The 24138-nt window shown below is 39.3% G+C and carries 22 protein-coding genes and 1 riboswitch; of the genes, 17 read left to right on the top strand and 5 right to left on the bottom strand.

The genetic code is table 11. The annotated features are described in order from the left end of the window. Positions 1-191: 191 nt before the first annotated feature. A complete protein-coding gene (meaB, locus tag ACO05G_RS01745; RefSeq protein WP_421764414.1) occupies positions 192-1181 on the top strand; it encodes a methylmalonyl Co-A mutase-associated GTPase MeaB in 990 nt (329 codons plus the stop codon). On the opposite strand, the gene ACO05G_RS01740 is transcribed toward meaB, so the two are convergent. Beyond that, on the bottom strand, positions 1174-3033 hold the full coding sequence (locus tag ACO05G_RS01740) for a TonB-dependent receptor plug domain-containing protein (RefSeq protein WP_421764413.1): 1860 nt from the start codon (positions 3031-3033) through the stop codon (positions 1174-1176). The genes meaB and ACO05G_RS01740 overlap by 8 nt on opposite strands. 72 nt (positions 3034-3105) lie before the next feature. Next, positions 3106-3314, bottom strand: a riboswitch (cobalamin riboswitch). 54 nt (positions 3315-3368) lie between these two features. Between ACO05G_RS01740 and ACO05G_RS01735 the strand changes: the two genes are divergently transcribed. The 16 genes from ACO05G_RS01735 to ACO05G_RS01660 all read left to right on the top strand — a co-directional run bounded on the left by ACO05G_RS01735 (position 3369) and on the right by ACO05G_RS01660 (position 18948). After that, positions 3369-4421, top strand: coding sequence for an ABC transporter substrate-binding protein (locus tag ACO05G_RS01735; RefSeq protein ID WP_421764412.1), 1053 nt, complete (start codon positions 3369-3371; stop codon positions 4419-4421). After that, a complete protein-coding gene (locus tag ACO05G_RS01730) occupies positions 4418-5473 on the top strand; it encodes an iron chelate uptake ABC transporter family permease subunit (RefSeq protein WP_421764411.1) in 1056 nt (351 codons plus the stop codon). The genes ACO05G_RS01735 and ACO05G_RS01730 overlap by 4 nt, the downstream gene beginning before the upstream one ends. Continuing rightward, positions 5473-6210 carry an ABC transporter ATP-binding protein gene (locus tag ACO05G_RS01725; protein ID WP_421764410.1) on the top strand — a complete coding sequence of 246 codons (738 nt, stop codon included), beginning with the start codon at positions 5473-5475 and terminating at the stop codon, positions 6208-6210. Before ACO05G_RS01730 ends, ACO05G_RS01725 begins: the two co-directional genes overlap by 1 nt. A 362-nt stretch (positions 6211-6572) precedes the next feature. Beyond that, entirely contained in the window at positions 6573-7904 is a 1332-nt protein-coding gene (locus ACO05G_RS01720; protein ID WP_421764409.1) for an NAD(P)/FAD-dependent oxidoreductase, read from the top strand. 2 nt (positions 7905-7906) lie between these two features. Further along, entirely contained in the window at positions 7907-9460 is a 1554-nt protein-coding gene (locus tag ACO05G_RS01715; protein ID WP_421764408.1) for a 4Fe-4S binding protein, read from the top strand. Positions 9461-9463: 3 nt separating this feature from the next. Further along, positions 9464-10132 carry an Ig-like domain-containing protein gene (locus ACO05G_RS01710; RefSeq protein ID WP_421764407.1) on the top strand — a complete coding sequence of 223 codons (669 nt, stop codon included), beginning with the start codon at positions 9464-9466 and terminating at the stop codon, positions 10130-10132. A gap of 31 nt (positions 10133-10163) precedes the next feature. Then, on the top strand, positions 10164-11000 hold the full coding sequence (locus ACO05G_RS01705; protein WP_421764406.1) for a hypothetical protein: 837 nt from the start codon (positions 10164-10166) through the stop codon (positions 10998-11000). A gap of 37 nt (positions 11001-11037) precedes the next feature. Beyond that, positions 11038-11355, top strand: coding sequence for a TfoX/Sxy family protein (locus ACO05G_RS01700; RefSeq protein ID WP_421764405.1), 318 nt, complete (start codon positions 11038-11040; stop codon positions 11353-11355). A gap of 72 nt (positions 11356-11427) precedes the next feature. Then, positions 11428-12966: an alkaline phosphatase D family protein gene (locus tag ACO05G_RS01695; protein ID WP_421764404.1), complete on the top strand. Its 1539-nt coding sequence runs from the start codon at positions 11428-11430 to the stop codon at positions 12964-12966. Between the two features lie 18 nt (positions 12967-12984). Further along, positions 12985-13776, top strand: a complete 792-nt coding sequence (locus tag ACO05G_RS01690; RefSeq protein ID WP_421764403.1) for a DUF6597 domain-containing transcriptional factor — start codon at positions 12985-12987, stop codon at positions 13774-13776. Between the two features lie 53 nt (positions 13777-13829). Beyond that, on the top strand, positions 13830-14276 hold the full coding sequence (locus ACO05G_RS01685) for a DUF6265 family protein (RefSeq protein WP_421764402.1): 447 nt from the start codon (positions 13830-13832) through the stop codon (positions 14274-14276). Positions 14277-14350: 74 nt separating this feature from the next. Further along, positions 14351-15043, top strand: coding sequence for a glycosyltransferase family 2 protein (locus ACO05G_RS01680; protein WP_421764401.1), 693 nt, complete (start codon positions 14351-14353; stop codon positions 15041-15043). Between the two features lie 2 nt (positions 15044-15045). Continuing rightward, positions 15046-16503: a cellulose synthase family protein gene (locus ACO05G_RS01675; RefSeq protein WP_421764400.1), complete on the top strand. Its 1458-nt coding sequence runs from the start codon at positions 15046-15048 to the stop codon at positions 16501-16503. Then, a complete protein-coding gene (locus ACO05G_RS01670) occupies positions 16496-17797 on the top strand; it encodes a hypothetical protein (protein WP_421764399.1) in 1302 nt (433 codons plus the stop codon). Before ACO05G_RS01675 ends, ACO05G_RS01670 begins: the two co-directional genes overlap by 8 nt. After that, complete coding sequence (locus tag ACO05G_RS01665) at positions 17794-18285, top strand: rhodanese-like domain-containing protein (protein WP_421764398.1); 492 nt, start codon at positions 17794-17796, stop codon at positions 18283-18285. The genes ACO05G_RS01670 and ACO05G_RS01665 overlap by 4 nt, the downstream gene beginning before the upstream one ends. 15 nt (positions 18286-18300) lie before the next feature. Then, positions 18301-18948 (top strand): TIGR04282 family arsenosugar biosynthesis glycosyltransferase, encoded by a 648-nt coding sequence (locus ACO05G_RS01660; RefSeq protein WP_348282649.1) that lies wholly within the window; start codon positions 18301-18303, stop codon positions 18946-18948. A 5-nt stretch (positions 18949-18953) separates the two neighbouring features. Here the strand turns inward: ACO05G_RS01660 and ACO05G_RS01655 are convergent, their stop codons facing one another. From ACO05G_RS01655 to ACO05G_RS01640, 4 genes are all read right to left on the bottom strand, one after another. Continuing rightward, complete coding sequence (locus ACO05G_RS01655; protein ID WP_421764397.1) at positions 18954-20201, bottom strand: hypothetical protein; 1248 nt, start codon at positions 20199-20201, stop codon at positions 18954-18956. Beyond that, a complete protein-coding gene (locus ACO05G_RS01650; protein ID WP_421764396.1) occupies positions 20198-21049 on the bottom strand; it encodes a hypothetical protein in 852 nt (283 codons plus the stop codon). The genes ACO05G_RS01655 and ACO05G_RS01650 overlap by 4 nt, the downstream gene beginning before the upstream one ends. Before the next feature lie 78 nt (positions 21050-21127). Continuing rightward, positions 21128-23788, bottom strand: a complete 2661-nt coding sequence (locus ACO05G_RS01645; RefSeq protein WP_421764395.1) for an ABC transporter permease — start codon at positions 23786-23788, stop codon at positions 21128-21130. Beyond that, a complete protein-coding gene (locus ACO05G_RS01640) occupies positions 23785-24120 on the bottom strand; it encodes a PadR family transcriptional regulator (protein ID WP_421764394.1) in 336 nt (111 codons plus the stop codon). The genes ACO05G_RS01645 and ACO05G_RS01640 overlap by 4 nt, the downstream gene beginning before the upstream one ends. Positions 24121-24138: the final 18 nt, after the last annotated feature.

Raw genomic sequence — 24138 nt, 5'->3', positions numbered from 1 at the left:
GCCTATAATAAAAATTGTTCCCAGGATTACATCCCGCCAGAATCTTCTAAACATTGTCTATTCGTTGGTGAGTTAGTCAGTTACGATTATATATGCAATTAAAACATTTATCACTAACGATCACAATTGCTCTATTAGAAGAGTTCAATTTTTTCTTCAAATTACGCAATAAAAACTTTAATAATCGTCCTATGGATTCAACTTTTCGGCGAACACCTAAAATTCATCTACAAGACTTAATAGATGGCCTACTGAGCGGAAATAGGGTTTTTCTTAGCCAATCCATAACTCTTGTCGAAAGTAAAAGAAGCGACGATAAAGCCCTGAGTGCAGAACTAATTGACAAAATCATTCAAAGATCGGGTAAAAGCTTACGAATCGGCATCACAGGAGTACCTGGTGTTGGGAAGAGTACATTTATAGAAGTATTCGGTAAAATGCTCACAGCTAAAGGAAAAAAAGTTGCCGTTTTATCCATAGATCCAAGCAGTAATCGCACTAAAGGGAGCATACTGGGTGATAAAACACGAATGGATGAATTATCCAGAGATCCCAACGCATACATCAGACCCTCAGCATCTGGATCCAGTCTTGGTGGTGTTGCTTCAAGTACACGTGAAGCGATCCTTTTGTGTGAGGCTGCAGGCTATGATGTCATTCTTATCGAGACCGTTGGCGTTGGACAAAGTGAAACTGTAGTTAAAGACATGGTAGACTACTTTCTGCTTCTCATGCTTGCAGGTGGTGGAGATGAACTTCAAGGCATAAAACGTGGCATCATGGAAATGGCAGACCACATCCTAATCAATAAAGCTGATAAGGATAATACCAAAGCTGCTAAAAGAGCTCGAGAAGACTATAAAAACGCTGTACACCTCTTCCCGCCTAATGACGCTAACTGGGTTGTACCAGTTGGATTATGTTCGGCCCTCGAAAAAAAAGGTATTGATGAAGCTTGGAAAGAGATCGAAAAATATGTGGCTCATTCAAAATCTAATGAGTGGTTTTACGAAAACCGAAAAAATCAAGGGATAAAATGGTTTCATGAGCGAATTAGTGCGCGATTGCAGAGTAGCTTTTATTCGAAACCAGAAATTAAACAGGAAATTAAAAAAAGGGAGGAGCTAATCTCCTCCCAAAAAATATCTGTTCGTAAAGCTGTGGATGAGCTATTTAGTTGAATTGATATTTGATACCAATCCTGTAATTTCTTTCTACCGAGTTGAATCCATATATCGCTTGATAGTCTTCATCTAATAAATTATTGATGCCCGCTGAAAAAGTGAAATTCTGATATTGGAACGAGGTAATCAGGTCCAACAAATCGAAAGCTTTCAACTCAGCTTCATCCACGGCAAAAGTGGTGTTATTAAAATATTGTTGTCTTCGCTCTCCGGTGTGTATGTAGTTCAGTGAAATGTTTAAACCATCCAGTGGCTGATATCCTAACGAAGCACCGTATTTATGTGATGGGATTCGGTAAAGTCTTGAGTCATCCAATCTTCTCAGGAATGTATAATTTGCTGAAAGGCTAATCTTTTCTGAAAGGTCAAATGCACCATTAAACTCAATACCATCTGTTTCTATTATTTCTCCGGCATTGTCATATTGATCAGTGAAAATAATCAGGTTTTTGTCCTTACGATAGAAATAAACAGCTTCTACCTTAACTCTTCCTTGTAAAAGGGTAAAACCTCCTTCAGCTGATTTAGACTCTTCAGGTTCTAGTGCTGTATTGGCTCCAAATGGTCCAAATAATTGAAACAATGAGGGTGCGATGAATGAGGTGGAATATGATGCGAATACTTTAATAGTTGATTCTCCACTATTTATCGAATAAGAAGGATTTACATTCCAGACAAAGTTGTTACCATACTCACTATGATTATTTAGCCTTGCTCCTACTTGAAAATTGAAGCTTGATTGATCGAAAATCAGGGAAGCATAAGGGTCAATCATGGTGAAGTTCGTCTCATCGATACTTGGCTGACTATAAGCCAATTTTTGATAATTTATTCCACCAATCAACTTAAAATTTTCATTTAAATTTTGATCAATCACTAGATCAAATTGTGTATTTGTTGCATCATATTCATCAACAAATCGTGCATTTGGATCAAAGAAGTCTGGAGAATTGAATAGGCGATCCAAATTTGTGATAAAAAAATCTCCTCTCAGATTTCCTCCCTGCCATTCAAGTTTGGGTGACAACCCCATTCTTATTTGTTGATATTCTGTAAAGTTGTCACCATCAGTGAATGCTCCCTGATCATAATCAGCCCTAAAATCATCCAACGCTCCTGTGAAAACGATATCAAATCGATCAGTGAATTCATAACCCACCTTCCCTAAAAAATTAAACCCTTTAAATCCATCATCGTCAAAGTTTTCAGCCCCGGATTCGTCTCTAGCTGCTGAAAAACCATCAGACTTTCGGTAGCCTACATTGATTACAATGCTCAACTCCTCCGATTTTTTTGAAATACTTAGATTAGGATTTACGGTATTAAAGCTACCGTAATCGAGACTCACAGTTCCAATTACACCTTTTTCTTTAGCTTTTTTGAGAGTGATATTTATTACTCCGGCCGTAGCTCCTGTTCCGTAAAGCGTGCTTAATCCTCCTTTTAATATCTCGATGGATTCTACTTGATCCAGATCCAGTAATCTTAAATCATAGGTTTGGTCAATTCCTGAAGGATCATTAAATGGAACACCGTCGATCAGTACAAGTGTACGCTTGCTGGATGCCCCACGAACAAAGTATCCAATGTTTGTTCCAAGTGGCCCAAAGTTTCCGTCCATTTGAACTCCCGGAACTTCATTAAGGATATCCGCCACTGTACGGCTACCACTGGATTCAATATCCTTTTGTGTGATTTTAAAAATAGATTTCCCTGATTTTTCAACAGGAATTGCAGATTTGGTGCCTGTAACCACCACTTCATCCAGCTGGACGGTTTTGAGGGTGTCCTGCGCCTTGACAGTCCATCCCGTGCATATACATGCAATGATTAATTGTAGTTTTCTCATAGATAATTGGTACTATGAGCCTCGTAGAAAGAATGGAGCTAACCCCTTCCTCTGCTTTCACCCGAAGCTTAGAATTATATTTATTGACTGGCAGGTCTCCTGGCTTGTCTGGTTTTAGCTTCCTTCCCATCTCTTAGATAGTGGATTTATAAAGGCTAAAACATTCTGCAGACTTACAGTTGCGGGGACAGCTCTCGATTTCCAGCAGTGCCGGTCACGAGATTCCCATTTTAATTCTCCTCCACTGTTGTGGAATCGAAACCAAATCGAGGGTAAAGCTAAACAACTTTGATATACCGATGAGCTACTTTTGAACTATGTATAGACTTATCTTCATGATATTCATTCTCCTCTGGTCGTGTTCAGGTCCAACAAAAGAAAAAATACCTGTTTCTAAATCAGAAAGCGTACAGTATGCAAAGGGTTTTCATTTTGAAATTGAGGGAGATAATAGATACCTCGTGGTTGATGAGCCCTGGCCCAATGCTAGTAGTCCGATAAGGTATTTAATAGGAGAAAAACCTAATAAAATCGTCTGTACATCTACCTCCCACCTCCCCTTTTTTGAATTACTCGATTCTGAGGAATCCGTCATCGGCTTTCCAAATTTAAAGTACATAAGCTCTGAAATTTTTATAGAAAGAGCCAATGAAGGGCTTCTTACTGATCTTGGTCCCGATGGTAGTATGAATATGGAATTACTATTAGGAATCAATCCGGATGCAGTCATTGCATTTGATATGGGTGGAGAATCTAAGACCCTTGATAAAATCAAAGAATCAGGTATTCCGGTTTACTACAATTCCGATTTTTTGGAGCAGTCTCCTCTAGGCAGAGCTGAGTGGATTAAGTTTTTCGGAGCATTACTAGGAAAAGAGCAGCAAGCAGATTCCATATTTAACCAGATCGCATCCGAATATAATCGATTGAAAAAATTGGCAAGCACTGTAGAAACAAAGCCAAGTATTCTGAGCGGAGTGGTTTATGGAGACACATGGTTTCTCCCGGGTGGAGATAATTGGGCAGCAACATTTTTCGAGAACGCCGGAGGTGAGTATTTGTGGGATGCAGATACCACAACAGGTTGGCTGGAGCTAAGTTTTGAATCTGTCTACGAAAAAGGAAATAAAGCGCAATTTTGGATCGGAACCTCAACCTTAAATAGCATGGAACAAATGAGCGGACAAGATGAAAGATATGAGACTTTTCAAGCTTTCAAAAACGAAGAAGTTTATAACTATAACAAAAAAATTGGACCAAATGGAGGTTATGACTTTTTTGAATCAGGGTACTCAAGACCCGATCTGGTTTTGGCAGATTTGATAAAAATTCTACACCCTGAATTACTACCGGATTACGAATCAGTATATTTCCAGAACATAAAATGATTGAATCTAAAATTGACGAATCTAAAAAAAAGTGGCGTGTGGTTTTTCTTCTACTCACACTTATTTTACTCCTAAGCACTATTCTGAGCTTATCATTAGGTTCTGTCAAAATCCCATTCAGTTTCGTATTGCATCATATTTTTGGATCAACGGATAATGAAGTGTGGTCAAACATTATCCAAAATTTTCGAATCCCAAAAACATTGACATCTGTACTAGCAGGGAGTGCACTCGCAATTAGTGGCCTTCAGATGCAGACACTATTTCGCAACCCATTGGCTGGCCCATTTATTTTGGGAATAAGTTCAGGGGCGGGCTTGGGTGTCGCATTGGTAATATTTCTCGGTTTTTGGCTCGGGGGTTTTATAGAAATGACCGGTTTAGGACGAAGTTGGCTACTTGTAAGTGCTGCCGGATTAGGTTCATTTATTGTTTTATCAGTCGTGCTCATCGCCTCATTCCGAATCAGGTCCGGTGTTTCTCTTCTGATCATCGGCCTAATGTTTGGATCTGCTGTTGGTGCACTTGTTAGCATTCTCCAGTACTTCAGTCAGGCAGAAAATATTCAAGCGTACGTAATCTGGAGCTTTGGTAGCCTGGGAAGCCTTTCCTGGAATGAACTGCAGGTCATGGCTCCTGTAATTATACTATCTCTGCTATTTTCATTTCTGCTTTCTAAACCTTTGAATGCACTACTTCTGGGAGAATATTATGCGGAATCTTTAGGTGTAAACCTGAAAAGAGCCAGAATGCTCATTATAATAAATACAAGCCTATTGGCCGGTACAGTTACTGCTTTTTGCGGTCCAATCGCATTCATAGGGCTCGCAGTACCACATATTGCCAGAATGATTTTCAATACGGGTAACCACCTCTTTTTAACTCCATTGGTAATTCTAATAGGTAGTACTTTGTTAATCATTTTTGACTTGCTGGCGCAGCTACCAGGCATGGAGGAGACGCTACCGATAAATGCGGTAACCTCGCTTTTCGGTGCTCCCTTTGTAATCTGGTTGATCTTAAGAAAATCAAATCTTAACTATTCCTTCTGATGAAATTATTAGAAATAAATGGGGTAGATATTGGGTATGAGCCAGAAAAAATTCTTGTCAAAAACATTAACCTATCGATAGCCCCTGGGCAACTAATTGGTCTAGTGGGACAAAACGGAGTAGGTAAATCCACATTTATCCGCACAATATGTGGACTTCAACCCAGACTTAAAGGCGAAATCTTGCTTGGTGGCAAAGAAATTAATGCTCAAAATTCTAAATCGATTGCCACTCAAATAAGTGTCGTTCTTACTGGCCGACCAGAATCATTAAACCTATCAGTGGTTGAACTCATAGCATTAGGCAGACACCCTTACCTGGGTTGGTTAGGCACTTTGAAAAAACAGGATCGGGAAAAAATAGAAGAGGCCATCACCCAAATGGAGATAAACTATCTCGCAAAAAAACGACTTTTCGAACTTAGTGATGGACAACTACAGAAGGTCATGATTGCACGAGCTCTTGCTCAGGACACTAACCTCATCATACTCGATGAACCCACCTCACACCTTGATTTAAGGAATAAAATTGAGGTGCTAGAGCTTTTAAAAAAAATCAGTACTGCTGGAAAAAGCATTCTAATTTCTACGCACGAAATACAGCTTTCTGCTAAAACTTGTGACACTTTTTGGTGTATGGATTTTGCAAAAGATATGCTCTTAGGAAATCCTAAAGCACTTATTCAAAGTGGTGACTTACAAAAATACTTACACATCCCGAAGGAAGTATTGACATAAAAAAAGGGGCCCAGGGAGGGCCCCAATATTATGGATGGGATAATCGTAACCTAACCTAACCGAATAGAAACGTGCCTTTGCACGCTAACCCACCCATTTCACCTAATCACCATTTATAGGTACGTATTAAACAGAAATTAGATTAGTAAGGTTTGAATATTTTTTTGTCACCTGATTGACAAATGTGGCTTTACCGATACAAATCAATTAAAACCCCCTCATACTGTAGTTTTTACCACATAATTGATTTGCATTTTTTAACATATACTATGTCAATCCCTTGACAATCGGGGGTTGTTATTCGTATCTTGAAACCTACACAATTATACATCTCCGTATTATTGAACATCTAAACTCACTCAATGCAAAAAATTGTCATAATCGGAAATGGAGTAGCCGGGATTACGGCAGCAAGAAATATCCGAAAATTATCCAACGATCAGATCACTGTTATTTCTGGTGAAACCGATCATTTCTTTTCCAGAACAGCACTCATGTACATCTACATGGGCCATATGAAATATGAAAACACCAAGCCATATGAGGACTGGTTTTGGGGAGAAAATAATATCGATTTAAAAAGAGCGTGGGTTCAATCAATAGATTTTGACAAAAAAGAAATCAGATTTGACGGGTCTGAAACGATGGCTTATGACAAACTCATTCTGGCCACTGGTAGTCAATCCAATAAATTTGGATGGCCCGGTCAGGATCTAGACGGTGTTCAAGGCCTTTACTCCTATCAAGATCTAGAATTGATGGAGAAGAATACTCAAAATGTTGACCGGGCCGTGATTCTTGGAGGTGGATTAATTGGAGTGGAAATGGCTGAAATGCTTCACTCGAGGCACATTCCTGTTACCTATCTTATTCGTGAGGAGCATTTTTGGGGTAACATGCTTCCCAAGGAAGAAGCTACCCTAATAGATAATCATCTTGCCAAACATGGTATTGACCTGAGACAGGAAACAGAGTTGGAAGAAATTCTTGACGATGGGAATGGAAAAGTAAAAGGTATCAAAACCAAGTCCGGAGAAATAATAGACTGTCAGTTTGTTGGCCTCACTGTGGGTGTTCATCCAAACATAGATCTTATAAAGAAATCTAAGGTTGAGGTTGACCGTGGAATTTTAGTGGATGAGAATCTTCAAACAAACATTCCGGATGTATATGCTATTGGGGATTGTGCTCAATTGAAGAATGCTCCATCTCACAGAAGACCTATCGAAGCTGTATGGTACGTCGGAAGAATGATGGGTGAGGCCGTAGCACGGACAGTTACCGGACAACCAACCAAATACCAACCAGGAATCTGGTTTAATTCCGCCAAATTCTTCGATATAGAGTATCAGAATTACGGGGTTGTTTTACCAGAATGTCCGGAGGATTCCGCTTCATTTTATTGGGAATGTGATGACAAAGAAAAATGCATTAAGATCATCTATAAGAAAGAAACCCTGGAAGTTCGGGGGGTCAATCTTTTTGGAATCAGAAACAGACACGAGGTATGGGATAAGTGGCTAAGTGAGAAACGTCCATTGGATTACATCATATCAAACTTGCCTGAAGCCAATTTTGATCCGGAGTTTTATAAACATTGGGAAGGAGAGATTCAGAAAAAATTCAACGGAGAATTTCCTGATCAACAAGTAAGTGTTCGAAAAAAAGGATTTTTAGAAAAAATATTTGCGTAAAAATGAAAGCCATTAGATATACCGGACTTATTCTATTTCTATTTTCATTGGGTTTATTCCTCAGCAGTTTTTTCCTCTCAAGTTTTACACTTACTGAAAAATCTTTTGATTCAATAGTAAAAACTGAGCATCAGGAGAGTTTGAGGCCAGTATTCAAAGAAGTTTTCGATAAAACATATAGTGTTAGTATTCCATTTGTAAATGACATCAAAAGTGCTGTTGAGCAGGTAAATGTAAAAGCAAGAGCTGAACAGCGATGGAATGATGTGATTTACGATGATTATGTGGGTTCGCTCACTAGAGCCTCAGCAGAGGGGTTTGTGCCTGATAACAAACTGCTAACCTTCCTTTTAATCTACGTCATCGGAGCTGTTGGTGCGCTTATGTTTATTCTACCACAGGTTAGACTAAATGGCCCTCCGGGAATTAAGAACAATCACGTTTTTGATCATGCGCTCAATAGTCGAGGCTGGATGGGTATTTTGACTGGTGTGCTATTGATAGGATTTTACATTCTGCTTTATTTCTTTCCGGCATACATCACCAATTGGATCATAATTGTCGATCCACTCCAAAAGCTTATTAACCCCTCTGCTACCTCGAGTCAATGGTTTCTTTATGGGTTCCTCTATACGTTCACAGTATTGGTGATGGGAGTCCGAATGATCATTAAATACCGACACAATAAATACCAGGTTTTTCGTACATGCTCGGTCATGTTTTTTCAATTGGCGTTCGCTTTCTTAATACCTGAAATTTTGGTTCGCCTCAACCAACCCTATTTTGATTTTAAGAATATGTGGCCACTGGATTACGATTTCTTTGACGCATGGCATATCAATACCCTTACCTCCTCTGGAGGAGCAGGAATCTTCATGTTTGCCTGGGGGATTACCTTGTTTGTTATAGGAGTGCCAGTGTTTGTGTACTTTTTTGGTAAAAGGTGGTATTGCTCATGGGTATGTGGGTGTGGAGGATTAGCTGAGACTGCTGGTGATCCGTTCAGACAACTCTCGGATAAGTCACTTAAGGCCTGGCAGATAGAACGTTACCTGGTTCATGCAGTGCTGGTTTTTGCAGTTATTATGACCATAGGAGTCCTCTATTCCTTTATCACAGGCTCCAATACGATTATGGGAATTGATACCTATACCTATTTAAGAAAACCCTACGGTTTTGCCATCGGATCCATATTTTCAGGAGTTGTGGGTACCGGCTTTTACCCCTTAATGGGAAACAGAGTATGGTGCCGATTTGGCTGTCCGCTGGCCGCATACCTTGGGCTTGTGCAGCGATTTAAGTCTCGTTTTAGAATCACCACAAACGGGGGTCAATGTATTTCATGTGGTAACTGTTCCACGTATTGTGAAATGGGAATTGACGTGAGATGGTATGCACAAAGAGGACAAAATATTATTCGATCTTCATGTGTGGGATGTGGTGTTTGCTCCGCAGTTTGTCCGCGAGGCGTCCTTAACCTGGAAAATCGAGATGAAGAAGGTCGATTTAACCAACCAATTTTATTAGGAAACGATAGTATAGAAGTAAATAAATAGACGATGAAAAAATTATCTATTTTGCTTGTAGTGCTTTTTGGATGTGTTGGCGAGGACATTATAATGGATCAGGTAGAGCCTGAAGTTCGTGTGACTAATACCATATCAAATCTCGAGATCAATACCACATGGCAGTTTGAACCGATTTTTTTTGATAATGTAGGAAATGAAACAACTCCTGATGAGGTAGTATGGTCTACTTCAGATGCTTCAGTAGCCATTATTAATCAAGATGGGCTTGCAACAGGTCTGGATTATGGAGAAGTGACTTTCACTGTAGCTGCGACAATTAATAACATCCCTGTTATTGCAACTATTGATTCAGATGTATCAGATGATCCCACCTCAGGCTCTCTGGAAATACGATCAGGGAAGATAATGACTACCAGTAGCTACGACCTTCAGGGTAATTTCGATATTTCCCAAGATGGTGAAAACCTATTAATTGAGTTTGAAGCAAATTATATAGCAGATCAGGGACTACCAGGCCTTTACGTTTACCTCACAAACAATCCCAATTCACCTGCAGGAGGATATGAAATTGGAGCAGTTACTGTATTTAACGGTGCACACTCTTACCTAATTCCCAATGTCGACCTGTTTGATTATGAATACATATTCTATTACTGTAAACCTTTTAAAGTCAAAGTTGGCCATGGAGACATTGAGTAAACTTCAAAAATCAATTCTATTAATTCTGCTAATGACCCCTGTCTACGTGAGCGCAGGAGGTGGTTGGACCAAATCAAAAGGAGCTGCTTATTACAAAGTCTCCCAGTGGTGGGTAGAGGCCGCTAAACACTACACAAGTAATGGTAGCATTGATCCAAATGCAACTACAGGCATATTCAATTCTTCTTTTTATGGAGAGTATGGAATTACAGACAGGGTTACTGCGATCGCCTATTTTCCTTTTTTTAGCAGAACATACAGAAATGAACAAGTTTCAGGAACAACCGGTATGGTAACTTCTCCGGGCGAGGCTGTTAACTCAATTGGAGACACAGATATAGCCCTTAAATACGGAATAAGTAAGCCAGGAAGTAAATTTGCTTTCGCTGGAACTTTGCTTTTCGGTCTGCCTCTTGGTAAAAATGATGGTGGAAGTGATGGTTCGCTCCAAACAGGCGATGGAGAATTCAACCAAATGTTAAGATTTGATTTGAGTCGTTCATTTTCTATCGGTAAAATAAATGCCTATGGAAACATCTATGCTGGTTTCAATAATCGAACAAAAAACTTTTCTGATGAATTCAGAACTGGAGGTGAAGTAGGTGCTTCTTTTCTAAAAAATAAACTCTGGACAATCTTACGTGTAGATGCCGTAGAATCTCTTCAAAACGGACTGACCTCAGCCGAAGGAAGTAGTGGAACGACCATTTTTGCCAACAACACAGAGTTTGTTTCTTACACTTATGAAGTTGCTTATTACGCCACGGAAAAATTGGGAGTTTCTGCTTCATACAGCGGAGCGTTTAGCGCACGATTAATTTTAGCAGCCCCGTCATATTCAGTGGGAGTCTTTCTGGATTTGAAATAGTCCAGTTCGTGTTATCTTAATCGTCATAAATGAAAAAATGGGACAGAAAGGAGATAAACACACAAATGAAGCTGCACTTTCAGCCGAATTACTAGTTGAAAAGTTAGCATCTATTAAAGGGATTACCTCTAAGAAGATGTTCGGAGGACATGGGATCTTTCATGAAGGGAAAATGTTCGGAATGGTTGACTCTAAGGGGAACTGTTTATTTAAGGTAGACCCTGAATTGGAGAAAGAATATATCAATCAAGGTGCTGAAAAGCATGGAAAGATGCCTTATTATACCATTCCAGCTGATATCTTTAATTCGACTGACATAGTCGATTGGGCCAAAAAATCCATCTCTATCGTTTAGTAATAATTGTATAACATTACTTGTAAGGAATCATGTTATCTTGATTTTATATTAGAATAAAATTAAGAAGTGATGAAATATCTCTTTTCATTTGGCTTTGCTTTCCTTTTTTCATTTTGTAGCGGACCAGAAAAACATCCTCCATTAACTGAAGAGGTGGCTTATTTGCGTGATCCTTCATTGTCACCATTCTACCATGGTGTTGCCTCAGGTGACCCCTTGTATGATCGGGTAATTATCTGGACACGAGTAACTCCAAATGATTCACTACCTGACATTGATGTAGTTTGGGAAGTCTCATCAGATGAAAATTTTCAGGAAATTGTTAAAACCGGAACAACATCTACTGATCCAAGTAGAGACTATACAGTGAAAATTGATGTAACCGGGTTGGATGAAGGTGCATCCTATTTCTTTCGTTTTCATGCTTTAGGAAAAAGCTCTATGGTTGGTAAGACAAAAACTGCATCAAAAAATCCAAAAAAAATCAACTTAGGAGTTGTTAGCTGCAGCAACTACGAGTGGGGGTATTTCAATGCATATGGTGCCTTAGCTAGTGAAGAACTTGATGCTATCATTCACTTAGGTGATTATATTTATGAGTATGCACCCGGTGGATACGGAGATACAACGCTTGATCGTTCTCCAGTGCCTGCTAAAGAGATTATCACTTTACAAGACTACAGAACTCGATACTCTCAATATAGATTGGACAAAGACCTCATAGCAGCCCATGCCAACCATCCCTTCATCAATATCTGGGACGACCATGAAATCGCTAACAATTCATATAAAGATGGTGCTCAAAACCATCAGGCCGACGAAGGAAATTATGAAGATAGAAAAAATGTAGCTCGTCAGGTTTACTATGAATGGATTCCTATCCGAGAAGAGGATAAACACTACCGGAAGTTTCAATTTGGGGAATTAGTTGATTTAATTATGTTAGATGAACGGCTGGAAGGAAGAACATTTATCGCTGATAGTTTGGGAGATCCCTCCTTGTTAGATTCATCCAGGACGATGCTAGGAAAAGAACAAAGAGACTGGTTCATAGAAAATCTAAAAGTCTCTAAGGCCAAATGGAAAGTAATTGGCAATCAAGTGGTTTTTTCTTACTTAAACTATGCATGGCCTACTTTTCAAATAAACCTTGACTCATGGGATGGCTATCCAATAGAGCAGCAACTTATAGCTGATGCAATAAAAACTAAACCAATTGAAAATGTAATTTTCATCACAGGCGATACGCATACCGCCTGGGCTTTTGAATCAACGAATAAACCTTTTCTTGGCTACAATCAACAAACCGGCGAAGGTGCATTTGCAGTTGAGTTTGGAGCTACTTCGATCAATTCAGGAAATGCGAATGAAAGCTTTCCGGATAGTCTGGTTTTGTTGCATGAAGATCGTATTATTAACTCTGAGATTAATCCTCATCTAAAGTACGGAAACATGCGAGATCATGGCTACATGGTACTTAGTCTCGAAGAAGATGGCTCCACGGCAACCTGGAAGTTTATGCAAACTATAAAAGAACGGAACCTAGAAATTAAAGACGTGAAGACCATCTATGTCAAAAGTGGAAAAGTAAAGTTGATGAACGATTAATGGACATAATTTGTTTAAATGTACTTTGAGAGCTTCACTCCATCAGACTTCTTAAAAAGCATAGTTAAGGAATATTGGATCTATGAAAATGACGATCCTAAGCGAGTGCAGCAGAAAATTATCCCAGACGGATTCAGTGAAATCATCATACATTATGGTGATCCGTATCGGATCAACCTCTCAGGACAATGGGAAGAGCAATCTTCAATTCTTTTCTCCAGTCAAATCAGCAAGTATTTCTTTCTGGAAAATACAGCTAGGTCTGGTATGCTGGGTATAAAACTGTACCCTTGGGCTTTTTTTGAATTGTTTCAACAAGATGTATCCAATTTCACTGATAAGGTAGAAGACATTCAAACACTATTAAGTGCCAAAGCAGATGGCCTCAAAATGATTTCGAACTCTGGTCATGAAGCCATTCACCATGCTGAAAATTGGCTTTCTAAGCATTTAAGTACAATTCAAATTCAAGAAAAAACCAGGAGCAGTGTTACTGCAATTTTTGAGAGTCACGGACTCATAGATATTGCAATTCTAGCTAAAGATATTAATCTGAGCACTCGTCAATTTGAAAGACACTTTAAAAAAGTAATAGGCCTTACTCCAAAATTCTACTGTCGTATTATTCGCTTCAATTACATATTTGAGGTTATCAAAGAACAAAGTAGTTCATGGATTCGAACAGCCCTACAATCCGGCTATTTTGATCAATCACACTTCATCAAAAATTTCAAAGAATTTACAGGAGAGGAGCCTTCAAAGTATGGATTTGATGAGGTCAATCTGGCAAACTTTTTTCTGAAAAAGTAATGTCGGGTTTTTACAATATTTAAAAATCCGGTCTATCTATCATTGTCAGAAAAATGATGAAAAAATCAATACTCATAGTCTTCGGACTTTTTTTTGCCCACTTCAGTTTTTCTCAAGCCATGGAGGATTTTAAATGGCTAGAAGGAAAATGGGAAAGACAAAATGTGCGACCAGGAACAACTGCATTTGAAGTTTGGGAGCGAACCAGCGATGGATATAGTGGTCTGGGTATATCCATGAGAGGTGCAGATACCACTTTTGTGGAATCACTAGCCCTAGTAGAAAAGGACGAGACCATTTACTATGTAGCCAATGTAAGTAGCAATGCTGAGCCAACATATTTCAAAGTAACAGAGATAAGTAAAACAGGATTCGAAAGTGAAAATCCTCAACATGATTTTCCTAAGAAAATTCAATATTTTTTGGAAGGAGAAAAGCTAACTGCTGTCATTTCTGCTGGTGAAAAAACCATGGGGTTTATTTTCAAAAAAATGAATTAGCTCGAATGTCTTCGTAAGTACATGATTGAACTGGCGAGTAGGATACCTTTGCCTTCAATTAATGAAGCACTTCGTTGGGTAAACCAGACATCCGAGTAATTATCCCTGCATTTAATGAGCAAAATGCAGTAGGTCTTGTAATAGATGAAATCCCAAAGGAGTGGGTTTCTGAAATCATCGTAGTGGATAATGGCTCTACGGATGATACGTTCGAGCAGGCTAAATCCAGGGGAGCCACTGTATTAAAAGAACCCAAAAGAGGCTATGGAAATGCATGCCTTAAAGGAATGAGTCACATAGCCTCGTCCACTACCAAGCCAGATATACTCGTTTTTCTTGATGGAGATCACTCTGATTATCCCGAGCAATTGGTTGACCTTATCAAACCAATCATCGACGACCATGCGGATCTAGTTATTGGCTCACGCGCCCTGGGACAAAAAGAGAGAGGAAGTATGACTCCACAGCAGGTATTTGGAAACTGGCTGGCAACTACCCTCATTAAGCTCTTTTATAAAAAGCGATACACCGACTTAGGACCTTTTAGGGCAGTTAGATACGATAGCTTAATGAAAATTAGGATGCAAGATCAAACTTATGGCTGGACAGTAGAAATGCAATTAAAGGCTGCTAAGTTAAATTTGCGTACGAAAGATGTTCCTGTGAATTACAGGCAAAGAATCGGAGTTTCAAAAGTGAGTGGAACAATAAAAGGAACCCTAGGGGCAGGTTATAAAATTATCTATACAATTTTTAAATACTTATAAGGGTGGAGTGGTTAGTTATCGTACTGTATGCGGTCACATTGTTGATCATTTGCCTTTTCAGTTTGGGTCAGTTTAACCTTACGTGGCATTATTTAAAGGCGAAAAAGACGAAGGAAGAAATACAGGAAGAACTTTCCATATATCCTCATGTCACCATTCAATTACCTGTCTTTAATGAACTATACGTAGTAGAACGGCTTATTGATGCTGTTATCGAAATACGGTATCCAATAGACAAACTCGAGATACAAGTGCTTGATGACTCTACTGATGAGACCGTGCAAATTATCACTAAGAGAGTAAAGAAATATGCCTCAGAGGGCTGGGATATTGTGCACATCCAACGCCCTGATAGAATTGGATATAAAGCTGGTGCTTTGGCTTACGGAATGGAGCGTGCAAAAGGCGAGTTTATTGCCATATTCGATGCGGATTTTGTACCTAATCCGGAGTTTCTACTTAGAACCTTGCCAAAATTCAAAAATGAAAAAGTGGGAATGGTACAGACCAAATGGAGTCACCTGAACACGGATTATGGATCTCTTACAAAAATTCAAGCTTTCTGGTTGGATGCACATTTTACTGTTGAGCAGAAAGGTCGTGAGCATGCGGGGAGCTTTATCAACTTCAATGGAACTGCCGGTGTGTGGCGCAAAGACTGCATTAAAGATGCCGGAGGTTGGCATTATGATACCATTACCGAAGATTTGGATTTAAGCTACCGCGCTCAACTGAAAGGATGGAAATTTGTGTATCGGGAAGAGATAGAGTCCCCTGCAGAGCTGCCAGTTCTAATACCCGCTGTAAAGTCGCAACAATACAGATGGAATAAGGGAGCTGCAGAAACTGCAAGAAAAACGTTAGGCAAAGTTTTGACATCTAATATTGGCTGGAACCACAAGATACGAGCCGTATTTCACCTTTTGAATAGCTCTGTTTTCTTGTTACTATTAATTGCTGCTGTGTTGAGTATTCCCATGCTTTACATTAAAGAATACAACCCCGAGCTTTCGCTGGTTTTTGATCTAGGAAGTATTTTTATCATTGGCTTTCTGGCTATGGGATTCTTTTATTGGGTATCTGCCAAGGCTACTCATCCAGAATATACCTTTAAGTATTTCATCAAAAACTTTCCGATGTTTCTGGCATTCTCCATGGGTATGGCCCTTCACAATTCCATCGCAGTAGTTGAGGGCTATTTAGGAATAAAAACTCCTTTTGTTCGTACACCAAAATTCAATGTTCGGTCAAAGGGAGATTCCTGGAAAGGGAACCAATACCTCAACAAAGTCTTCACCCCAGCAACATTCATGGAAGGAGTTCTTTCCATCTATTTCATTTACGGCATCTTTTCAGGATTTAAACTGGAGGATTATGGGCTCATGCTTTTTCATGCAATGCTCGCAATAGGTTTCGCATACGTCTTTATCTTGTCGGTGAAACCGATAAAGCATGCCTAGTCAACAAAAAACCGGTTACTATACGTTCTTAGTTATCTATATTCTGGCTGTTTTTTCGATAGGCAGCTGGATAGAGAGATATCAGACCGTGCCCCTTCTATTGGCTTATTGCAGCGCATTCATGGGGTATGTCTTTATCTCCATAAAAAGAGAGGATTCGAAAACGCTTTTATCAGTCGGTATTCTGGTCCGTATCCTTCTCTTTATCAGCCTGCCTACTTTATCCGATGATCTTTATCGATTTATCTGGGATGGCACACTTCTTAACACCAGCATTCATCCATTTGCTCAACTCCCATCTTATTACCTGGATAACCCAGTTGAAGGGTTGAGTCAGGAATTGTATGATAGGCTTAACTCGCCAAATTATTTCAGCATCTATCCACCATTAAATCAGCTTATTTTCTGGCTAAGTGTTACGCTTGGCCAAAGTGATTGGTTGTTTTCAGCTAATATCATTCGGGTGATATTAGTAACTGCAGATGTAGGCTCTTTCTTCTTGCTGAGAGAATTACTTAAGCTATATGATAAACCGGCAAGTCTCGCCTATTGGTATTGGCTAAATCCACTTGTGATTTTAGAATTTACCGGTAATCTTCACTTCGAAGGAATGGTGGTTTTCTTTTTACTAACTGGTATGTATTTTTTTGAAAAGAGCAGGGAGTGGTTATCGGCAGCTGGCTTGGGACTGGCCATTGGAACGAAACTTCTACCGCTGATCTATCTACCTTTTCTTTTCCTCAAAGGTCTTAAAAATAGAAAATGGTGGATATCAATAGTGGCAGGGTTGATTGCCTTACTCACATTGCTTCCGATGCTGGATACGACTTTTCTAAAAGGGATGCAAACCAGTCTTGACTTGTATTTCAGGAGCTTCGAATTCAATGCCAGTAGCTATTTCATTGCTCGGGAAATAGGAACCTGGATTTATGGGTATAATAATATTGCGCTGATCGGGCCACTGCTTTCTGCCCTTTCTTTTATATCCATTATGGTTATCTCAATCATCGCTTACTTGAAGAATTGGAGTCTTCCGAAAACCTTTCTTTTTATTCTGACCATATATCTAATTTTTGCCACTACGGTACATCCTTGGTACATTTTACCATTGGTCGCATTCGGAATACTATCCGGTTATTGGTATTCAATAATTTGGTCATTCTTGATATTTTTCACCTATATCGGTTATCATAAAGATGGATTTGAACTTCCTATGTTCATAATTGTTATCGAGTATTTAATTACTGGTTTAGCTTTGCTATTTGAGCTTAGAATGAAAAAGGTTAAGACATGAAAAAATACCTGCCCCCCTTTATCATATTTCTTGTTTCCACGCTGACTTCTTGTGGACAAAAAACATTTGATGAGAAAATGGAGAGCCTTTATAAGAATACTGTACCATTGATAAAGGCAGACTCGCTCAAACCCAGGCTTACGGATGTTGTTTTACTCGACACCCGTGCACAGGAAGAATTTCAAATAAGCCATATTCAAGGAGCTCGGTTCATTGATTATGACAATTTTGAATTGAATCAAGTGGCCGATATTCCGAGAGATCAGGAAGTTATCGTTTATTGTTCAGTGGGTTACCGAAGTGAGCGTGTCGGCGAAAAACTTCAGAAAGCGGGTTATACCAAAGTTAAAAATTTATACGGCGGAATCTTTGGTTGGAAGAATGAGGGGTTTGAGGTGATCGGACCAAACAATTTACCAACTGACAGTGTACATACCTACAATCGTCTATGGGGTAAGTGGCTTTATAAAGGAACTAAAGTTTATTAAAAAAATAAGAGAAAAATGAGTGACAGCTTATTAATGATTTTCGTGAAAAATCTGATTCCGGGTATGGTAAAAACACGTCTTGCAAAAGATATTGGGATCGATAAAGCATTAGACGTGTATCAGGAGTTGGTGTATCATACCCATAAAATCACGAAGAAGATAGAGGTAGACAAAGCGGTTTACTATTCCGAATATGTAGAAATAGAAGACATCTGGGATAATGGAGACTATAAACTAACCTCCCAAAAAGGCTTTACACTGGGCGAAAAAATGTCGAATGCATTTGATGAGGCATTTGACTCTTACAATAAGGTGATCATCATTGGGAGCGATTGCTATGACCTCAATGCTAAGATTATAAAAAATGCCTTTGAAATGCTTGAAGAAAATGATGTGGTCGTTGGTCCCGCGAAGGATGGTGGCTATTACCTCTTGGGGATGAAAGAATACATCCCCCAGCTTTTTCAGGATAAAGAGTATAGCACGGATTCTGTACTTCAAGAACTATTGGATGAATCAGAAGAGCTTCAGCTTTCTGTTCATAAGTTGCCTACTTTAAACGATATCGATACGCTCGAGGATCTAAATGAAACAGATATCGATTTAGAAAAGATTGGTGAGGATGCTGAAGCTGAGAGTGATGAAGAAGGGGAAGTTTATTAAAGCAACTAAAAATACTGTCCGATACCGAGTACAAACCCATTGACTGAGGGTTCTTGTAGATTAAAACCATAGTCTACGCGGAGTATGGCATTGTATATTTTTTTGTGGATCAACCGAAAACCTCCTCCTGCAAATAAGACGAAGTTTTCATCGTCCGTAAAATCAGAAAGTTTACCTCCCGGATTTCTCCACGAGCCGGAATCAGAAAATAGTACTCCCTGAATGGCTACTTTTTCTTTGTCCTGAAACGTGTGTCTATATTCCGTGTTTAAAATAATTGCTCCTGTCCCTCTATCCACCCGATTTCCTACCCCTCTGATATTCAAATAACTATCAAGCACGAAAGGGGCAAAAGGACTCACTTCATTTGTACTCAATCCCAGCCGTAAGCGTGTGGCGAAGTTGCCTTTTTCACCGCTCCTCCAAAATCGCTTTACGTCATTGAAAACGATGTAAAATGGTGGATCACTATCCAGTGATTGTACCGTCTGCATATTAAGCTGATTATGTATTCCACTTAGGTAGTGAAAGTGATAGTTAACACGATTTGAGACAACAGTCACTTTTCCCAATATTTTATTCTTGGTTACCTCTTCAGGTGCACCATCAACTTCTCCCTCAGTGAATTTTAGGTAGTTTTCTGTGAAGAATGCACCTCCAATCTCTATCCGATCAGTGAAACTGAAATGTCGAATAAGATCAGTTCCTATTGTGTAGTTATCATATTCATACTCTACCGTTTGATCAGAGAAGAACAGTGGCTCAAGTGTAGACCACTTAATTAAATTGATATTGAGCCCCCAGGGGCTTTGATTGATGCGATCGAATTTTAAATGGGTAGCGAAAGAGCTGCGATCATAGTATTGGTAATAGGCGACCAATTTATTTCCTCTGCCTCCTAAGTTCACCTCTGTTGCTCCTATCTGTATCCAAAAATTCTCTTCAATACCTCCAAAACTAAAAATCGGCAATAGGGTGTACAGTTCAGTGCATTCAAAGACAACCAGGTAATTTGATTGACGTTCCTCAACCCTGAACTTTACATCAGAAAACATTTCAAGGTTAGTCAAGCGCTGCTTTGTGATACTGAGCAATACAGAATCCAACTGGTCTCCCGCTTTGATAGCCAGGAACTGTTGTAAATAGTTGCTTTTGGTATTCACTAACCCTTCGAACTTTATTTCCTGGATTACCTGAGAGAAAGTAACATTTAGAATTGAGCAGAAATATGTGATTAGGACTAATTTCTTCACTTTTGGCGTATCACTCTGATACCCAAATTTATAGTTTCACCAGCTCCTTCACCCTCACTACCCTTCCAAAAATTTGTATAAAGAGTCTCTAACTCTATCAGATTCGGCACCAGTTGGTATTTTACACCGATACCAGATTGAATGAAATAAGAGAAAAAAGCCTCTCCATTTTCATTCGTCAAATCATAATGACGTGGGAAATACTCACTCATTCCATAAATGGTCCATCTTGAAGTTGGGAAATAGCTGTAGAAAACGCTCGTCTGTGTTTCGAGAAAGTTGTTATCAACCGAGGATGTGTTTTTCGTCATTCTATACCAGAATGCTTGCTGAAAAAACAACTGAGACTTATCATTCAAAGGCAAGTCGAAGAAGAATTGATTCAACCATAAATTAGCATCCCACTCAAGGAAATACCGACTGCCATTAACACCTTCTGGATCATCTGAAGTGTTAATTAAAAAAGTACTTTGAAAGGATAGCCTGGGAACATCCCTGAATGGTGCAATCTTAATCTTCGGACCGATCCCGGTAAGCCCTGTTGATGGGCTGAAAGCATCGGCGCTGTTATTTGATGATTTGATCCATACGTCAACACCCACATTAATTTGTCCATTTATTCCGTAAAGAAATTGGTTGATGGATGTAAAAAAAGTCTCTCTAAGCCCCTTATCCACTTTGCTACCACTGGCATCAAATTGCTTGGTCTGAGTGTATAAATTTTGAAAAGTCTTATACTCCCAATCTCCTTTCTTAAAAAGTATGGATGGCGTATAGTTTTGAAGATTGCTTTGACTGAAGCTTAATTGGACAGTGAAAACAGCCATAGCGACTAGGATGATTCTCATATAGATTTCTTTTCTTCAAAAGAACGGAGAATTCTGCTTTTATGACGGTCAACCAGCAGACAATAATGCCTTTACTTGCTATTCGTATCTCAATGACTCGATCGGATTTGCCTCAGAAGCCTTCCAAACCTTTACTGCAATGGAAGCTAATGCAATAAACATAGATGCCAGGCCGCCCAGTACATAAATCCACCAGGAGATATTTGTCTGGTAAGCGAAATCTTCCAGCCATTTTGAGATAAAGTAATAAGCAATAGGGGTAGAGATAATAAAGGCGAAAAGTATCAATAAGATAAACTCCTTTGATAAGATTGACCCTATTTGTAAAATCGATGCTCCCATGACTTTTCGGATTCCCATCTCTTTTGATTTTTGAACAATTGTATGCGAAATCAGTCCAAATAAACCCAAACATGATATGAATATTGCTATTCCTGTTGCAGTTGATGCAAGTTTTGATGTTTTCTTCTCAGTTTCATAGAATCGTTCAATCGTCTCATCCATAAAATAAACTTTGAGGGGATTATCCGGGTATACCTCAGCCCACTTGTCCGTAAGCTTATTAATCGTTGATTGTAATTGATCACCTGTTTTTACTTTTAGCGCAATGCAACTTGCTTTATCCTCGTAGAGATACAACATGGGTTCGATTGGGTGATGAAGTGATCTAAAATGGAAGTCTTCCAATATTCCGACAACCGTGTGGTTCTCATCATTAAACTCTATTGTGGTTCCAACTGCTGATCTGGGATCGTCAAAACCTAAATCCTTCATGAAAGTCTCATTAATCAATAGCTCAGGTAAGGTATCATTTGGTATGAGGTTTCTTCCCGCCAGTAGCTCAATGTCATAAAATCTTAGGTACGTAGTATCACCTGCTTTTCTGTGCGCATTCGTAACCACTTCTCCTTGCGGAGAATCGTATTTTACTGTAGAGGTGGAGTAGCCATTCTGCACAGGAGGCGTATTTTGAATGGAGATATCCAACACTTCCGGCATGGTTTCAATCTCATCCGTTATCAGCTTTTGTTTATTGTAAGATTCGTAGTACGGTGTATAAAAATAGATAACTCCATCTTCCTTAAACCCAAGATCCTTATCCAGCATAAAGGAGATCTGCCATACAACCGCAATGGTGCCAACAATCAGAAGCTGAGAAAACAGGAACTGGAACAATATGAGGGCTTTACGAATAAAAGACCCGCCCGGGCCTTTGTTGCTCCCGGCAGACTTCAAAACAATAGCCGGCCGATAGGAAGAAATAACCAACGAAGGATAAATCCCTGCAATAAAACCAACAATAACGACCAGCCCACCCAAAAATGCCCAGAATATCGGATCACTAAAATCCATGGAGACACCATCTGGGATAAATTCATCAAAATAAATAAATCCATAATGAGCTAATGGGACAGCAAGCAAGACCGCAAAAAAGGAGATTAGCATACTTTCTGTAAGAAATCTCCCAATTAATTGTCTTTTAGGGCTTCCTAATACCTTTCGAACTCCAACTTCTTTCGACTTGGTAGTCGATTGAGCTGTCTCCAGATTAATAAAATTAAAAATTGCAATAAGTAAAATTGCAAACGCTACCACACCCAAGACCAGCAATGTGGGTAAATGAGCTGCATCTCTACCATTATCAAAAGTGGAAATATCTGTGTTAAAATGCAGTTTATCCAAAGGCTGTAACTCATAGTGCTGAAACCAATCCGTATCTCCTGTTTGCTCCTGCACATGTTTATCCAAATTTTCCAGCTGCATCAAAATATCTGCACGATTCACATTTGGTTCAAGTTTGACGAAAAGCTGAGATGAGCTATTGGTATTTCCCCATTGATCCGAATCAAACCGGTCCTTTAACCAGGAGTTTTTGATAGTCGGAAAGGAAATGATATCTGTGAAAACAAAGTCAGTATTATAATCCGGTTGCTTAACAATACCCGAAACAAATAAATTGAGTGAATCTCGATAAATAATTTTCTTACCTACAATATCCAACCAGCTTTCATGACCAAAATATGTTTTGGCTTGTTCATCTGTAAGAACCACTTTGAAAGGATCTGAAAGGGCAGTTGAAGGATTGCCTGCCAACCATTTATATTGACCTACCACCTGAAAGTACGAGGAATCAGCTATCCCCAGCTGGCTCTGTCTTCCGAAATCCTTGTTGGTCTCTTCTCCATCAGGTACTTCAACGGCCGCACTATAAGTATGGAAATATGCTACTGCATCGATTCCTGAAAAATTTTGCTCCACATAAGGTCCAATTGGAACTGCGACTCCCTTGTTTGTTGCAGTAAATGAACCGGTAAAAGAGGTGTAAATTCTGTAAACATTTTCCTTTTCAGGAATTTCCGTATTGAAGCTAAGTTCAAATTGAACAATCCGAACTATCGCTAAAAAAGCTCCTATGCCTATCGTTAGTCCAAGTACATTAATCGCCGTGGTTGCTTTGTGTTTAGTGAGATTGCGCCACGCGATAATCAAGTTGTGTTTTAAGATAGTAATCGAATTATTGATCTTGCTATTTTTCATTTTAGTCCTTTTTAGTGCAAATGATCGAAAGCTTCTGATGACGATCCACCAATAGAAGAGTTTGGCAAATCGGATGCCTTTTTCTTGAATAAATTTATTGTATACCTCAAATAAATCTCCCTCCAACTCTTCTAATCGCTCCTCTGAGCAATAGAATCGAAAGATCTTTAGGGGCAATTTGGGTGGAGTGTTGGAACTCATCTGAGATTTTCAAATGCGATTTCGGGTATCTGATTTCTAAGACGATTTCTAAGCTCATTTGCTTTCTCAAGTGCAACTTTCCCCGCCTGCGAAATGTTAAACAAGCGCTTTCGCTTCCCTCCTCTTTCATTCGACATCTCACCCATCCGGGAATTCAACAACCCCTTTTCTTCTAGCCGATATACAGCTGCATGAACTGAGCTTATACTTACTTTTCTGCCAGTTTGGCTATTCAGCTCCTGCTGTATGGCCACACTGTACGCATTGTCATAAAGTATACCCACGGTTAGCAGCACGAGCTCTTCAAACTCTCCCAGATTCGTTCCTTTCATTTTTTTTGAAATATTAAT

The organism is Ekhidna sp. (assembly GCF_965227465.1).
Classification (GTDB): Bacteria; Bacteroidota; Bacteroidia; order Cytophagales; family Cyclobacteriaceae; genus Ekhidna.
Note: the sequence above shows the minus strand (reverse complement) of the source record. Positions and strands in the feature narration are given on the sequence as shown.

Excerpts from the sequence above, each read along its gene's own strand:
- meaB (WP_421764414.1), top strand. The coding sequence starts at position 192 with ATGGATTCAACTTTTCGGCGAACACCTAAAATTCATCTACAAGACTTA.
- ACO05G_RS01740 (WP_421764413.1), bottom strand. The coding sequence starts at position 3,033 with ATGAGAAAACTACAATTAATCATTGCATGTATATGCACGGGATGGACT.
- ACO05G_RS01735 (WP_421764412.1), top strand. The coding sequence starts at position 3,369 with ATGATATTCATTCTCCTCTGGTCGTGTTCAGGTCCAACAAAAGAAAAA.
- ACO05G_RS01730 (WP_421764411.1), top strand. The coding sequence starts at position 4,418 with ATGATTGAATCTAAAATTGACGAATCTAAAAAAAAGTGGCGTGTGGTT.
- ACO05G_RS01725 (WP_421764410.1), top strand. The coding sequence starts at position 5,473 with ATGAAATTATTAGAAATAAATGGGGTAGATATTGGGTATGAGCCAGAA.
- ACO05G_RS01720 (WP_421764409.1), top strand. The coding sequence starts at position 6,573 with ATGCAAAAAATTGTCATAATCGGAAATGGAGTAGCCGGGATTACGGCA.
- ACO05G_RS01715 (WP_421764408.1), top strand. The coding sequence starts at position 7,907 with ATGAAAGCCATTAGATATACCGGACTTATTCTATTTCTATTTTCATTG.
- ACO05G_RS01710 (WP_421764407.1), top strand. The coding sequence starts at position 9,464 with ATGAAAAAATTATCTATTTTGCTTGTAGTGCTTTTTGGATGTGTTGGC.
- ACO05G_RS01705 (WP_421764406.1), top strand. The coding sequence starts at position 10,164 with ATGACCCCTGTCTACGTGAGCGCAGGAGGTGGTTGGACCAAATCAAAA.
- ACO05G_RS01700 (WP_421764405.1), top strand. The coding sequence starts at position 11,038 with ATGGGACAGAAAGGAGATAAACACACAAATGAAGCTGCACTTTCAGCC.
- ACO05G_RS01695 (WP_421764404.1), top strand. The coding sequence starts at position 11,428 with ATGAAATATCTCTTTTCATTTGGCTTTGCTTTCCTTTTTTCATTTTGT.
- ACO05G_RS01690 (WP_421764403.1), top strand. The coding sequence starts at position 12,985 with ATGTACTTTGAGAGCTTCACTCCATCAGACTTCTTAAAAAGCATAGTT.
- ACO05G_RS01685 (WP_421764402.1), top strand. The coding sequence starts at position 13,830 with ATGATGAAAAAATCAATACTCATAGTCTTCGGACTTTTTTTTGCCCAC.
- ACO05G_RS01670 (WP_421764399.1), top strand. The coding sequence starts at position 16,496 with ATGCCTAGTCAACAAAAAACCGGTTACTATACGTTCTTAGTTATCTAT.
- ACO05G_RS01665 (WP_421764398.1), top strand. The coding sequence starts at position 17,794 with ATGAAAAAATACCTGCCCCCCTTTATCATATTTCTTGTTTCCACGCTG.
- ACO05G_RS01660 (WP_348282649.1), top strand. The coding sequence starts at position 18,301 with ATGAGTGACAGCTTATTAATGATTTTCGTGAAAAATCTGATTCCGGGT.
- ACO05G_RS01650 (WP_421764396.1), bottom strand. The coding sequence starts at position 21,049 with ATGAGAATCATCCTAGTCGCTATGGCTGTTTTCACTGTCCAATTAAGC.
- ACO05G_RS01645 (WP_421764395.1), bottom strand. The coding sequence starts at position 23,788 with ATGAGTTCCAACACTCCACCCAAATTGCCCCTAAAGATCTTTCGATTC.
- ACO05G_RS01640 (WP_421764394.1), bottom strand. The coding sequence starts at position 24,120 with ATGAAAGGAACGAATCTGGGAGAGTTTGAAGAGCTCGTGCTGCTAACC.